We start from the raw sequence: 14097 nt of genomic DNA on the forward strand, positions 1-14097 counted from the left end.
TTATAATATTTACCTGTACAATCAAAACTTAGACTCTTTTGGCCTTTACTCTTCAATTGTCTTAAATTCATATGAGGTAGCGCAGAAAGTAAATTTTTAATAAAAAACTTTTGTATTAAAAAATGCAAAAATACATACTCCTTCAAAACTATATGCACTTAAATATTCATATAGCAAAATAAGCAGTACAAGCGTGTCCTATACAGCATATTTCCTTAACGGGCTTGATATTATATTCATCATAAAATTGGTGTGACCTTAATATCTCACTTAGCTCTTTAATATTTTGATATTAACAATATAGTGTTAATATATCCCTACTTTATCGCTACACCTACATATAAGCCAAGAATTCAATTACAGAACGGTTTTTATCAATAGTAGATGAAAACATGTCAAACAAAGAGAGACTCAATTATTTATTACTTTTCATATAGATGTAATAAAAGATTATAGGAGAAATATATATGTAAAAAAAATAAATAGATTTATGTTTGCTTTGCCTACCATTTCTTTTGTTTTTCTTATTTTATTAGGATCATTTTTATTTGTAATACCATTAGATCTATTCTTACCTGAAATACAAAAAAACCCAATAACAGAAGCACCTCTTATTCTTCAAGTTTTATTAGGGGTATTAGCGGCACCTATATATGAAACAGTAGTTTTTCAAGTATTTTTATTTTGGCTATTAAGTTGGATTCCTTACATTAAAAATCGCGATTACCTTATCATTTTAATAGCTTCAATTATATTTGGATTAAATCATCAATACGGAATCACTTATATAGTTGGTACAACGATAATTGGTCTTTTATATAACTATGCTTATTGGGTATATAAAAAAAAGAATGAAAAATATCAGGTTACCATGTCTGCTTTTTGGGTTGTTTTTTTGATTCACTTATTACATAATTCTGTTGCTTTTATAGCTTCAAATTTATCATTTTAGCCAAGAAGACTCCTTCCTCAAGGAGCGTAAAGGGTCAAAAAGCCAATTAAATAAATGCATTTGCTTGTCCCATGGGATGTATTTTAGAGTATGCGACAACGGATCATAAAGGATATCATCAATATAAATCCAACCCAGAAGACTACGCTGTTTGTCCGCTACGTGAGGTATGTTTTTCAAAGTACGCTGTTCAACTATAGAACGAAGCTTTGCGGACGCCAAAGAACTACATGGCTATCGATATGCTCGATTTCGGGGGCTGAAGTCTGTCCAAATGCAGGCTTATCTCACCGCAACTTATCAAAACATGAAAAAAATAGCCCTCCATCTGACCAAAAAAGGTCTGGTGGAGGGCTATTTTTTTGAAACTCTATTATTTTATGTTGTTTTTATTCACTAAAATCAAAAACAAACTCATCTTATGACCGCGTTTCTTCTTACGAAATTAAGTAATTGTTTCAATAGCTGGTTTTTTAGTCATAGAATTACTTTCTCTCTCAGCTTTATTATTCTGTTCTTTCGCCTAAAATTCCAATATCCCCATTACTTCCTTCGTAAATAGTTTGAAATCAGTTAAATGTTTTTCAATAATTTGACGAACAATATCTAAATTTACACTTTGATAATCATGAACAGCAATATTACGAAATCCAACCATCGCCTTTAACTTATTTGCTAGATCAGCGCTAAGTAATCCTGCTGTAACCAATAAATCAAAGGCCTCTCGACTAGATTGGGGTAATCCTAATTTTTTCCCTGCAACAATATGCATTGCTAAATCAATACTCGCTTCACAAGCTCTTTGTATATTCAATATTATTGAATCTTGTTTTGTAAAGTCCTCTAAATTTTCAGGGTCATTTCCATACACATCTTGGATTCTTTTTATACAACGCTCTATTGTAGAAATTTTATTTAAAATAACCTCATTCTTCATATATAGAACCTCTTTTCTTTATATCATCAAATACTACCTGTCGTTCTTCATTCAATTTTGAATACATTTTTAAGGTTTTCATTTCAAAAATAACCTTACGTTTTTCATCCGAACAAAATATTGTCTTACCTGTATGTATAATCTGAGCTTGAAAAACTGTAGAAGCTTCGGATAAATCAACTAAATCAACATCTCTATGAACAATGTTAGCTAACTCCTGTGCTAATAAAAAACGTTCATAGTTCCCTAATGTTGTGTCACTTACATAAGCTATATCAATATCACTATCTTCTCGTTCTCTGTTCTCAGCCGTTGATCCAAACACAATTATCCAATAGGGATTCACCGTCTCTTGTAATTTTTCTATAATAGCTGTTATCATGCTTTGAAAAATCATTTAATTAATCCCCCTTATTGTACTTGAATTTTATTATATCATAACCAATCATAAATCCTTTAAACGACTATAAATACGTAAACAAAATTAAGATTTTTTAGTACTTAACTCCTCACAAAATCAGAAGCTTATTTCTGACCTAAAATTATTATAGTTCAGGGGTAGATATATTGTAGCTTTGGATCTTAAATAATTGTTAATAATCCAACACTTGCCTGTTAAATACCTTTTATATTTTCTTCCTGCAAAAGCAAAAGACTTACAATAACTGTCAGCCTCTTACTTTAACAACTCTAAAGAACTTTAGCCTATTTCACAATATACATTCTAATAGTTTGAGGATATATTGCTCTAACAAAGCATTATATATTAATCCACCTTTACTTTTTCTTTTACCTTTGTAGGGAGTTCATCTTTTTTAACTTCTTCCCAAGATTTCACACCTTTTTTCTCAGAGTAATATATACGTAAAAACGCTTCTTTACGAAGATTTTTTAACGCTGTAAACTCCATTTCTTTCTCATTACCATCCTTATCAAATCCAGGTAATTTATATTCGTAAGTCGTATCCCCATTTACATTTTTCTCTTTTAATTTTTCACCATCCTTGGTAATTTGCACATAATATGTATCTGTACCAAGACGATTTAAATTACACCCGGATAACACCACAGTAAACATCACAAAAACGCTACACATAAGCACTATTCGTTTCATATTATTCACCTCATATCTTTTCTCACAAAAATTATATCCTAATCTATTGGCTGCCAAAATTCATTTCCATTACGCTAACATTACGTTTTTGTAAGGTAGTAAAAACAGCTTAAAATAAAAAGGATATAAATTCATATTTCTATTGAATTCATATCCTTTATTCTTATTGAGTAAACTATTTTGCCCCATGCTTAATAGGAGGTATTTCTATTATTCTGGGAAAATAAAGCTAGAGTCCTCTTCATTAACAGTATCTTCTTTCGGGAATGTAATAGTAGATCCTTCATTTCCCTTATTTCCTTTATTTATTTCTTGTTCCTCAGGAAATACAATGGAAGAATCATTACTTAAGTTTGGTGAAAAACCAAGTTTAGACAAAATGGCTTTTAAGTCAGGTAAAACACCAATTTTATCAGAAGTTGGATCATTAGATTTCGTTCCGGTGCTAGAATCACTTAAAATATCCCTAAGCTGTCTTGGTGTATATACTCTCCCCTGATTATTTTTTGCAATTCCTTGAATTGATGCTGCAGCACCAGCAATAATAGGCGATGCACTAGATGTTCCAGCAAAACTAGATGTATATAGATTTGTTATAAATTCACTTGGTTTAGCATCTGTAGTATCTACTGCATTCCCCCATCCATACACATCCACTCTACTACCGTAATTAGAGAAATATGAACGCTTATGAGGAACCCTTGCAGAAGCTGCACCAACCATAATTGCCCCTGAATCTTTAAAATCAGGACTATTACGATTTAAAACTTGTTTACCATTACGGTCTCTAAATTGATCCAAGTCATTTCCACCGTTTGCACCTGCTTCAATAATAATAATTCCCTTATTTGTTCCCATACGAATTGCATCAAATATGTCTGGTTTTACTTCCACAGGAAAATAGTTCTTATCTCCATATCCATCGTAAGTTGCTTGTGCCTCTAGTAAAAGAATATCTCCAGCTTGCATATTGTTAACGGCACTTAAAATAGCGTCAGCTGTATTATAATTTCCGTTATCCCTAATCTGGGATACAACCTTTACCTTAGCCTTTGGTGCAATCCCAATTCCACCTATGTTATTATCCTCTGCAGAAACAATTCCCAATACTGAGGTACCATGATCATGGTGTTCACTCTTATTCTGTCCGGACATCAATTCAATCTTTTGATTCACTAAATCTTCATGACTTAATAACCAACCATACTCCATATCTACGAAAGTAGTTCCTTTTCCGTCCCCACCATTTATACTCCAAGCATAAGGTGCATTAATTCCTAATGGTGCTGGTTCAAGGTAACCTTGTCTTGTAAGTCTAGGCTCATCATATGGATTAACAGATAAATTTGGTAAACGCTCTTCAGGTGGCGTTTCTTCTTCCTGTAAATACGCCGTTTCAATAAGAGATGATTTCTCAAACTTTGCTAGTAAGGCTTGTACATCAATATCACCTTGATTTTCTACAATATAATAGTTTAGCAAATTGGAAGAAATATGTTCGGAATCGTTTATTTCTCTACCTAAATTTTTAATTTCTTTAGGATTTAAAGAACTAAAAAGTCGATTTATAGTTACATTTGGGTATTCGGCTAAAATTTTAATTAATTCAGGGTCTTGTTTTTCTTCTTTAATGAATTTTTCTACCCCATCCTGATATGGTAAATTTACTTCATTTTTAAATTTCAAAATTAATTGTTTAGTAGCTTGCTTATGTACAGTAGAATTCAATTGCTTATTTGAATAATTGTAACTAGCTGCATAGGCAACTTCTGATTTATCACTTGGAAGTAGTCCACCCACCCCATTAAATGCTGTTAACGCAATTGAAGAAACTATAATTCCCTTAAAAATTTTCAAAATGTGCACCTCTTTTAATTTATATATGATTATAAAATGCTTTATATGGCCTTAATTCTTTTTATATAAGCTTCTTATATTTCCAACTCCGTTCATTTTTTAATATTTGCTTAAACATCATTAATACAACTACTTCATACCATCAAACCTATTAATTTAGCTGCATAACTGTAACCATTATAGTTACACCTATAGCAAATAGTCAATCTAATTTTTTATGCAATTTCGCATTTTAAAGAAAGAATGTCTAATTACATCCACTTAGTCTTAAATATTTTAATAGAAGTTAGGCTTCTATCATTATAGGTAATTGCATATATGTAATATAAAACATATAAAGGGGGCAAAACGTGGTAATCTCAAGACAAGATTCCTGGACTAACGATAACGATTTACTCCTCGCATCAACAGTACTCCAGAATATTCATAACGGTGGAACACAGTTAGCTGCATTCAAAGAAGTAGCAAAATTACTAAATCGGACACCTGCGGCTTGTGGATTTCGTTGGAATTCATACGTGAGAAAACAATACCAAGAGGAAATACAACAAGCAAAACAAAATCGAAAAGTGGGAAACAATATTTCTCTCTCTGAACAAAAAAAAGAAACAAATTCTTTATCTATGACATTAGATGATATTATTCTCTTTCTAAAAAATTATAAAAAAACAAATGAATTTACAAAGTTACAAAACCAAATAAAAAATTTAGAGGCAGAAAATCAGTCCATTCTACAACGTGTAACTATGTACGAAGAAGAGTATCGTATGTTACTTAATCATATTGATAGATCAAGAAGTTTAGTTGTAATTGATTAACAGAAGCAGTAAATTACTTTTATATACTTAGGTCGTAACCTAAAAAATTTATATATATGAGTTAATTTAAATACTAATAAATAAAGTGCACGTTTACTAATAATAAACGTGCACTTTATTTAATTCTTAAAACATAAAATTTAATTTTCAACTCATTAACAATATTAAAATTAAGATGTTTGTTTTATAGGTATTTCTTTACTTCTATTCTCAATAAGTCTATCTAATAGTAAGTAAACAAATCCAGAAATAATACAACCCACACCTAAGATTGTAAATAATATATGCCCTAAAAGCTGATCCAGTAATACACCACCTAGAAGAGGTCCAAATACATTGCCTGTAATCCATTGCAAATTAGCCGCTCCCATATAAGTCCCCCTCAAATGTTCTGGAGCTATATTAGCAACAAATGTCATTTGGACAGGTGACATAATCATTTCCCCTGCTGTATAAACTGTATAAGCTATTAATAATGAGCTTAGGATTCCTAAATCATTTGCGTCTATTACATGAAACCACTTTGGTAACCACCCTATTGCTAAAAGGCCCACGCCAAAAAGAATGGCACCATATAGCATTGATTTACCAATTGATTTGTGAGTTAACCACTTTGAAATAGGAAATTGGAAACATACAACCAATAAGCCATTTAAAGTCATTAAATATGGAAATGGATTACTATTTCCAAAAATCATTGTATCCTCATTACTAAAATGAAGTGGTAACATACCTTCCGATTGTGAGAATCCCATAAATATAATGATTCCCGTCACTATATAAAATAGAAATATTCTATCTCTTATAACAACTCTTAACGTAAATCTTATTGACTGTTTATGTGTTTCCTCTTGTATTATGATATTTTTAGGTTTTGTTTCCTTTAGAAACAATAACATTAATATTGTATAAAACAGCATGGTCCCAGAAGTAATCAAAAATATGACATCTTTTGATACAACCACAACTGCTGCACCAATTATAGGGCCTATCGCAGCTCCTATATTATGAGCCATTCTAAGTAATCCATATGCCTCAGTTCTTTTTTCGGGTTCTGTTACATCGGTAACCATTGCAGATGCCGCTGGTTCAAAGAAAGAATTACATAGTCCTAAACCAATAGATAAAATGGCATATGCTATAAAACCATCAATAAACAAAAAAACAAGCATTAGTAGCCCATTACTCGCCATAGAGAGCACCATAGTTGGTTTCCGACCATAAGTATCTGCTATATGCCCTCCAATTAATGAACCAATACTTGCTGCAATTGGAGATAAGGCTATAATTATACCTACCTCAAGTAGAGAATCCACTTTGTCCTTCAAATATAATGCAAAAAATGGCATTAACATCATCATTGCAATACCGTTTAAAGCTTCCCCGATAAAGCGGATCCAGACATTAAGGTCCATCCCCCTTAATTCTTTCCATGTACTCCTCATATAGTTACCTCGCCTATGCTCAAAGTATATTTTTATCCCAACAAAAGTTTTACTATATTATTATTAAAACCTAAATTTAGCCGGCTATGCTGAAACCTTCGAAAAAACCTATCTTTTGATAAAGTAATACAAACTTGTCCCTATAATTTCTAGTGCCTCCTGCATACGTTGAGGAGAAATATTTTCTAAAACGGTATCTTGAGGTGTATGGAATACCTTTTCAACATGATAAATTAGGGGATTCCAACTCTCTACATCCATCCAAATAAATAGTGCCGAGGAAATTCCAGCTTCGTAAAATGGCACATGATCACTAGAATCAAACTTTCCAGTTAATACAACCGATTTCCCTAATGCCTTACTAGTAGCTACCGCAGTATTTGTTACTTCATTTTGAGAACCATCTAGTGTCATTGCATATAAGTCCTTAGCCTGTTTGTAACTTGTCGCTATCATATCTGCATTAAAAACCCCTAGAATATGTTTCTTATCTGTTGTAGATAATTGATTAACATAATGGTAAGCACCTAAAGATTCATTTTCTTCTGCTCCAAAGGCTATGAATTGAATTTCTTTATTAGTCTCTATATCTTTAAAATTGTATGCTAACTCTAATAAAAGTCCTACGCCGGAAGCATTGTCATTTGCTCCAGGTGCTCCGATAACACTATCATAATGAGCACTCATTATTGCTACATCCTCATTATCTGTCTTGTATTTGGGCTTTTTTGTCGCAATAACATTTAATGAACTCAAATTCATTTCGTGTTTTGCCTTTAAACTAACTATATTTTTATTATGCACTATCTTATCTTTCATTCTTATTCCCTGATTATAAGCAAGCCCAAATACAGGTATTTCTTGTTTCTTTTTTAAAACTGGGTTAAAGGCTTCTCCATAGTTGCCCCTATCCCCAATCGTACTATATAACAATACAGCTTTTGCTCCCTTTTCTGCTGCATACTCAACTTGTTCATTATATTTCTCATACGTATCAGCTTGTTCCAATAATACTATTTTCCCATGAATTGATTCAGGTGAATTTTTAATATCATTCTCTTTTCCTATAGAAACTACCTTCCCCACGACAGGATCTTTAGGTATAGATGCATTAGATGCTGCTCCAACTTGCCATTCTTTTTCTCCATACATACTAAAAGAGATACTTCCAATATATTGATCTGGTACAGGAAATGCCTGATACTCAACTTCATACCCTAATTTTTTTAATGTATCTCCAATGTATATAGCTGCTTTATGTTCTTCCTTAGTCCCGCTTGGACGTGGACCAATTTTCTCAGACAGAAAACGTGTATGTTCAATAGCTCGACTAGCACGAACTTTATCTGCCATGAGAGAACTTTGGTCGTTCTTAGTCATAGCATGTACTGGTATTACTTTTCCAGATAAATTACTAAAAAGGAAAAGCAATAAAACCCCAAAAGTTACAATAGTCTTCTTTGTCAGAATTAGTTTCTTCATTTGTCCTCCCTATAATTAAAAAAGATTAATAGTAAAACCTTCCCTCCTAACACACTTACTTAGAAGAAAAGGTTCATTAAAATAATCTCTAACTCAAATTGCATGTAAAAATAAATAAACCGATAGTGCTTTTTATATCTCCAAAAAATTCATTTTTGTTTGCATACCAGCAATATTCTTTTGAAACCAATTAAGAGTCTCCCATGACCTCTTTCTATTCGTATAATCCGTTTCCTGAACCTCAAATACAATACCTATGTTTTTATCCAAAGTATTTTTCTTCAATTTTAATAAAGTTTCATGTAATATACTCTCATCAATAGATCCATTAACTGGATTCTCTCCCTCAAAGCAACGTACCTCACTATAAGGAATCGTTAAATGTTTAAAAGAACTAAAATGAAAATGTTTAATATGTTCCATTAAGCTTAAATACTTATGAAAATCCTTATATTCAATTTCCTCTTGCCTTAATAATTTAGAAATACCTAAACGTGTAAGATAGGTTATAGACCAATGACATATATCCCATGTTATTCCAACGTTAGATAACTCCAAATTAACCAAATCAGTAAAATCTTCGGGATATATAAATATAGGATCAAAGTCATCGCCCAAGTTTCCAATAATGGGTAGGTTTTCAACGCCAATCCATATATCAGTTCCTTTTATTTCTTCATCTAGCATGTTAAAGAACTCTATAATCCTTTTTCTATTATCAAGAAGATTATAGTTTTGAAATTCCGCGACATTCATAAATTGATTAGCATGCACTGTTATACCTGATGCATTATACTTTATAGCAAGGTCAATAAATTCATATAGTTGCTTTTTAATAAATTCATCATTGAGATAGTCTGCATTATCAGTAGGAAAATGCAGCGTTAACAAGGATGGATTAAGAGTTTGAACAAAAGAAAGGACTTCAGAAAACCTTTTTGTATATGAGTTATCAAATAAAGATTTCCCATCAAAAATATTTGCTTCTAATCCATAGCCTTTTTCAACCCATTTTAAATCAATCTGTTTACTATCTAAACCAAAGAACGGGACCTGTGGTATTAACATATTCTCTTCACCTACCATGTCCCCCTTACTAACATAAATGCCTCAGCCGCTTGGTATCCAGATTTGGCACCCCATACAAATGCGTTATGTCTCATTGCTTCTATAGAGCGTGGATGAGGAAATTCCCTTAACTCAGATTCATAATGTCTCATCGCACTTAATTTCTCCTCCAAATGATCTTCAATATTCACAAAATAATTAGGAAGAAACTTATCTTTTTCATTATAATTCCACTCTGTAGAAGATAAAGTTTCATATGCAAATACCCATTTGATATTAGTATCTGGCAGAGGGCGTGTCGCTGTCATAACTGCTCTGTAAACAACAGTATGATCAATATTTATATCTCCACCATATTGAGTATAAATAATTGTAGGATTTACTTTTTCAATGTGATTTTCAATCTCTTTCACTACATCAAGTAAGGGTAATGTATCAAGACGATTATCAGGGAAATCTAGTCTTGCAAAACTCTTTACACCAAGTGTAGTACATGCCCCCTCTGTTTCTTTATAAGATAAGTTCTTAACCTCTAAATCTAGCTCTTTATATTCTTTAGCTCTAGAAGATTTTCCCTCTGCAAGTATTACAACATGTACATCATCACCTTGTTTCACGTGTTTCGCTATTGTTCCACCAACACCAATTATTTCATCATCCGGATGAGCGGCAAATACAAGTACATTCATAGAATTTTAGACTCCTTTAATTAATTTTTCTGTTTCCTTTGGCCCACAATTTAGCAAAATATCTAAAATAGATAAATGTGGTATAAATTCTCCAAATAATTGCTTGTAAGAATAATCTCTTATTCTTTGGTAGATAATTTCTATATTCTCATTCTCAAAGTCATTTTCGTTTAAATAATCTTGCCCTAAACTTCCAGAATAATAAGTACTGGCATTAAATTTCTGACACAATTCTAATACAAAATCACTTTTCTTACCTGTAATCCCTTCTAGATCTGATACATAATATAGCTCCGTATCAATGTTTAATTCACGGATAATAAAATGAATAAAATTCATGTTCATATCATTTAAATTAATCCAATCTTCTGAATAAAAACCCTCTAAATAATCCTTATATACATTAAAATAAGGTGCATTAGAATAATTAATTCTTATCGTTTTCCAATGCTTCCGTTCCCAATCTTGAGTATTGTCTATCTTTAACTCATTAAATGGAATTTCTTTATAATTCTTCGTTTGTATTGGAACCGTTAGCCAAGACGCTCCTTGTGAAGTCTTAATACGATTCCTATTTAAAAAACCTTTTTTTTCAAATTGTGCTATATCATGAAATACAAACACATCTGATTTATGAATTTTTTCAAAAAAACCATACCAAGGTAAATAACTTGGTTGGTGGCCACTAATAATCATAGTTTAAATCCTTTCTTTTAAACAAAAACATTTTTTCAAAGCTGCCCCCCAGTATATCTTAGGTCTAGCAATCCCTTTATTATGTGAATATCCTAAATCCGCATACTTTAATTTATTATGAATTGCTAATTCAAACGCATCATTTAGTAGTAAATATGAGGATTGCGAATTTTTTCCTTTGGTATTATTAATATTAATCCAGTAATATAAAACCTGTTTATCCATTATAAAAAGGCTGGAACTAATTAGTTCTTCTTCTAAGAATGCCCCTAAAAAAAGGATTTTTTCTTGTAAATTAAGAACTAAATGATAAAAAAACTCTCTACTAAATGAATAACTCGCTCCTATACTGTTATTATGTTCTTGATATAATTGGTAAAACTCATCTAATTCCGCTACAGTTATAGGTCGAATTTCAACATTCTGTTTACGTGCATACCTAACACTTGTCCTAGCTTTCCCAGAACACGATGTCCATAAATCCTCAAACTTATTTGGTAGATCTAACATATAAGTTTCTTTATAATCCCACTTTTCCTTACTATAACTTTGAAAAGGATTTATCGTTATAGGTAATAAAAGCTTTTGAATTTTATTTTCAAATTTCTTATTTATTATGGATTCATAAACTGAAAAATCTATTTTATCTTGGCCAATTATTATTGGGCCTCCATAACCAATTAAACTTCCCAAAAGCCTACCATTCTGTACATACATAGGAGTTAAAACTACTGTATCTCGTGTTTCTATTAGTACTGGGAAAAATTGAACACCAGGTAATAATTCCATTAACTTTCCCCATTCGTAACTATGAAATACAGAACCATTGTATTCTTCCATACAGGCATCCCAATATTGGGCGTCAGTACATATTTCGATTTCCATATAATCACCTTTTAATTCTTATTCTCTAAATATTTTAGAATTTGACTACATATATACTTAAGGTCCTTGTCTACTAAAGGATATTTAAAAGGTATTGATAATACCCTTGGCCATAAAAAATCTATATTTTCTGTCTCGGTTGCGTACTTCGAAAAAATAGGGATTTCACTCAGAGGTAAATAGTTCCAACAAGTTTGTATACCTTTTTTCGCTAAATGTACAGAACACTCATACCTATCAGATGATTCTTTGAATATAATGGTAAAATAGTTTAAATAAACATTCTGAGCTGAAAATATAATCTGAACGCCATACTTTTCTTCAATTTCCTGCAGCATTGTATAACACAGACTAGCGTTGCATATATTTATTTCTAAAATCTTCTTTGTTTTCTGTAGGTGTTTATCAATTAACAATGAACGTACTATAGACATTCTTTTTGGATTTATAACTTCCGTTTTCTCCGGTAAAGAATCTAATTTACTATTATTATAGGAGGGCAGAATCTCTAATTTCCTCCAATAATTAGTAAATAAGCTCAGTACTCTACTCTTTTTTATTCTTATACCTAATTGTGTTTTTAAATGATTCTTATAATCTAAAATCACTTCTTCCTTCTTTTCTTCATCCATGTCACACAATTCACTTATTGTACGATTAAGAAGTAACGCTCCTCCCCCTATACTTGGGATTGGTTTAGTTCCCCCAAAACTTAAAATACCAATGTCACCTAAACTACCAACTGGCTTTCCATTTTGATAAGAAAACATTGCTTGTGCAGCATCATCGATGATATAAATATTATTTTCTCTAGCCCAGTCAATAATTTCTAAATCATCATGACATCCATACAAGTGCGTAAGAATAATTGCCTTTGTATTAGCATTCAAATGTTTTTTTATTTTATTAAGAGAAATTGAATGATTAGTGTTTAAATCAATTAATACAGGTTTTGCTCCCACCGTTAATAATGCTTCTATCACATTAGGACAATTAAAGTTTGATAGAATCACTTCATCTCCCGTTGCTACTTTTAGGTACTTTAAACCAACTACTAATGCAGATGTACCGCTATTAGTTAATACAATTTCTGCATCCGGATAAAAAGCTTGAAGACTTTTTTTAAGGTTAGAATCAGTAGGTCTATATACACTTTTCAAAAAAAATACATGATCAGATATACTCCAAAGAGAAGAATATATGGGATACTTAATTTTCTTTGGATTCTTAGGATATAGATACTGTGTTTCCATACTTCTCCCCTATTATTATCTCTAGTCCTTTATCTAATGAAATAATTGGTTGATAGTTTAAAAATAATTTAGCTTTCTCTATTGAAGGGATTCTTCTAAAGATTTCAATGCTAGAATTTCTGACTCCCTCTTCACCTAAATCAAGAAATTTAATTTTACTTTTATTGCCCATTAATTCATTAATTTTTATTGCTAGTTCTTCCATAGATATAGGTTTGTTATTGCCAACATTAAAATCTGCAAATTTCTCTCCTTCATATTCAAAGGCTAGTATAGTTCCGTTAACAATATCACTTATATAACTAAAACATCTAATTTGCTGTCCATCTCCATAAATAGTAATATCTTCACCACTATGAGCTTGTTTTAAAAACTTAGAAATTACAAAGTTATCATTTTGTTGTGAACCGTATACATTAAAATAACGTACCACTCTGATTTTCAAACTATCACTAGCATATTCTTTCAAATAATCTTCGGACATTAATTTAGCTTTTCCATAAGCTGATTTTGGCATTTTAATATCATTTTCTTTAAACGGAACACTCACGCCATCCCCATATACCTCTGAACTGGAAGAAAACAATAATTTCTCTATACCATTTTCGCTACAAACCTGTACAATATTTTTCGTACCTTCAAAGTTCACCCTCACTACCTCTTCTTCATTTAAACGGCAATTATCAACACCCACTAATGCAGCTAAATGAATTACCCCATTGATATTAATAAGATTTTCTCTTAATGTTGCAATATCTAAAATATCAATTTCCTTAAAAGGAACATCAATACTTGGATTAAATTTATCAAATATAACTACTTCATAACCCCTTGCTAGTAACTCCTTTGTAACATGCTTACCAATAAATCCGCTGCCACCAATAACTCCAATTTTCATAAA

Annotated in this window: 15 protein-coding genes and 1 pseudogene; 4 read left to right on the top strand and 12 right to left on the bottom strand. The window is 31.5% G+C overall.

Translation table 11 applies throughout. The features are described 5' to 3' along the window. The first annotated feature begins 490 nt into the window (after window positions 1-490). The 3 genes and pseudogenes from ACTFP3_RS25485 to ACTFP3_RS25495 all read left to right on the top strand — a co-directional run. Entirely contained in the window at window positions 491-952 is a 462-nt protein-coding gene (locus tag ACTFP3_RS25485) for a CPBP family intramembrane glutamic endopeptidase (RefSeq protein ID WP_069604168.1), read from the top strand. 71 nt (window positions 953-1023) lie between these two features. Continuing rightward, entirely contained in the window at window positions 1024-1152 is a 129-nt protein-coding gene (locus ACTFP3_RS25490) for a hypothetical protein (RefSeq protein WP_002196111.1), read from the top strand. After that, a pseudogene (locus ACTFP3_RS25495) lies at window positions 1137-1352 on the top strand (transposase); the annotation flags it as partial. The gene ACTFP3_RS25490 and the pseudogene ACTFP3_RS25495, both read left to right, overlap by 16 nt. Window positions 1353-1475: 123 nt before the next feature. Here ACTFP3_RS25495 and hepT read toward each other — a convergent pair. From hepT to ACTFP3_RS25515, 4 genes are all read right to left on the bottom strand, one after another. Beyond that, window positions 1476-1889, bottom strand: coding sequence for a type VII toxin-antitoxin system HepT family RNase toxin (gene hepT / locus ACTFP3_RS25500; RefSeq protein ID WP_000787540.1), 414 nt, complete (start codon window positions 1887-1889; stop codon window positions 1476-1478). Beyond that, window positions 1879-2286, bottom strand: coding sequence for a type VII toxin-antitoxin system MntA family adenylyltransferase antitoxin (gene mntA / locus ACTFP3_RS25505; RefSeq protein ID WP_000577226.1), 408 nt, complete (start codon window positions 2284-2286; stop codon window positions 1879-1881). The genes hepT and mntA overlap by 11 nt, the downstream gene beginning before the upstream one ends. Before the next feature lie 369 nt (window positions 2287-2655). Continuing rightward, window positions 2656-3003, bottom strand: coding sequence for a YxeA family protein (locus tag ACTFP3_RS25510; protein WP_000822915.1), 348 nt, complete (start codon window positions 3001-3003; stop codon window positions 2656-2658). 210 nt (window positions 3004-3213) lie between these two features. Next, the gene (locus ACTFP3_RS25515) at window positions 3214-4860 is read right to left on the bottom strand and encodes a S8 family peptidase (RefSeq protein ID WP_440011605.1); all 1647 of its coding nucleotides are present in this window, start codon (window positions 4858-4860) and stop codon (window positions 3214-3216) included. 350 nt (window positions 4861-5210) lie between these two features. Between ACTFP3_RS25515 and ACTFP3_RS25520 the strand changes: the two genes are divergently transcribed. Continuing rightward, a complete protein-coding gene (locus tag ACTFP3_RS25520; RefSeq protein ID WP_149215665.1) occupies window positions 5211-5678 on the top strand; it encodes an RsfA family transcriptional regulator in 468 nt (155 codons plus the stop codon). Window positions 5679-5848: 170 nt separating this feature from the next. Here ACTFP3_RS25520 and ACTFP3_RS25525 read toward each other — a convergent pair whose 3' ends face one another. From ACTFP3_RS25525 to ACTFP3_RS25560, 8 genes are all read right to left on the bottom strand, one after another. Next, window positions 5849-7123 carry an MDR family MFS transporter gene (locus ACTFP3_RS25525; protein WP_440011607.1) on the bottom strand — a complete coding sequence of 425 codons (1275 nt, stop codon included), beginning with the start codon at window positions 7121-7123 and terminating at the stop codon, window positions 5849-5851. A gap of 108 nt (window positions 7124-7231) precedes the next feature. Then, window positions 7232-8605: a M28 family metallopeptidase gene (locus ACTFP3_RS25530; RefSeq protein WP_061655867.1), complete on the bottom strand. Its 1374-nt coding sequence runs from the start codon at window positions 8603-8605 to the stop codon at window positions 7232-7234. Window positions 8606-8737: 132 nt separating this feature from the next. Beyond that, complete coding sequence (locus ACTFP3_RS25535; RefSeq protein ID WP_061655874.1) at window positions 8738-9673, bottom strand: TIM barrel protein; 936 nt, start codon at window positions 9671-9673, stop codon at window positions 8738-8740. A gap of 11 nt (window positions 9674-9684) precedes the next feature. Further along, window positions 9685-10362, bottom strand: a complete 678-nt coding sequence (locus tag ACTFP3_RS25540) for a PIG-L deacetylase family protein (protein ID WP_061655868.1) — start codon at window positions 10360-10362, stop codon at window positions 9685-9687. Window positions 10363-10368: 6 nt separating this feature from the next. Further along, window positions 10369-11058: a WbqC family protein gene (locus ACTFP3_RS25545; RefSeq protein WP_071731707.1), complete on the bottom strand. Its 690-nt coding sequence runs from the start codon at window positions 11056-11058 to the stop codon at window positions 10369-10371. Between the two features lie 3 nt (window positions 11059-11061). Continuing rightward, window positions 11062-11943 (bottom strand): GNAT family N-acetyltransferase, encoded by an 882-nt coding sequence (locus ACTFP3_RS25550; protein ID WP_098284853.1) that lies wholly within the window; start codon window positions 11941-11943, stop codon window positions 11062-11064. A gap of 11 nt (window positions 11944-11954) precedes the next feature. Further along, window positions 11955-13196 carry an aminotransferase class V-fold PLP-dependent enzyme gene (locus ACTFP3_RS25555; RefSeq protein ID WP_326036340.1) on the bottom strand — a complete coding sequence of 414 codons (1242 nt, stop codon included), beginning with the start codon at window positions 13194-13196 and terminating at the stop codon, window positions 11955-11957. Next, window positions 13171-14094 (bottom strand): NAD-dependent epimerase/dehydratase family protein, encoded by a 924-nt coding sequence (locus tag ACTFP3_RS25560; RefSeq protein ID WP_087965300.1) that lies wholly within the window; start codon window positions 14092-14094, stop codon window positions 13171-13173. The genes ACTFP3_RS25555 and ACTFP3_RS25560 overlap by 26 nt, the downstream gene beginning before the upstream one ends. Between the last annotated feature and the right edge of the window lie 3 nt (window positions 14095-14097).

Origin of the sequence: Bacillus cereus group sp. MYBK5-2 (genome assembly GCF_051915685.1) — a bacterium.
In the GTDB taxonomy this organism is placed as follows: Bacteria; Bacillota; Bacilli; order Bacillales; family Bacillaceae_G; genus Bacillus_A; species Bacillus_A cereus.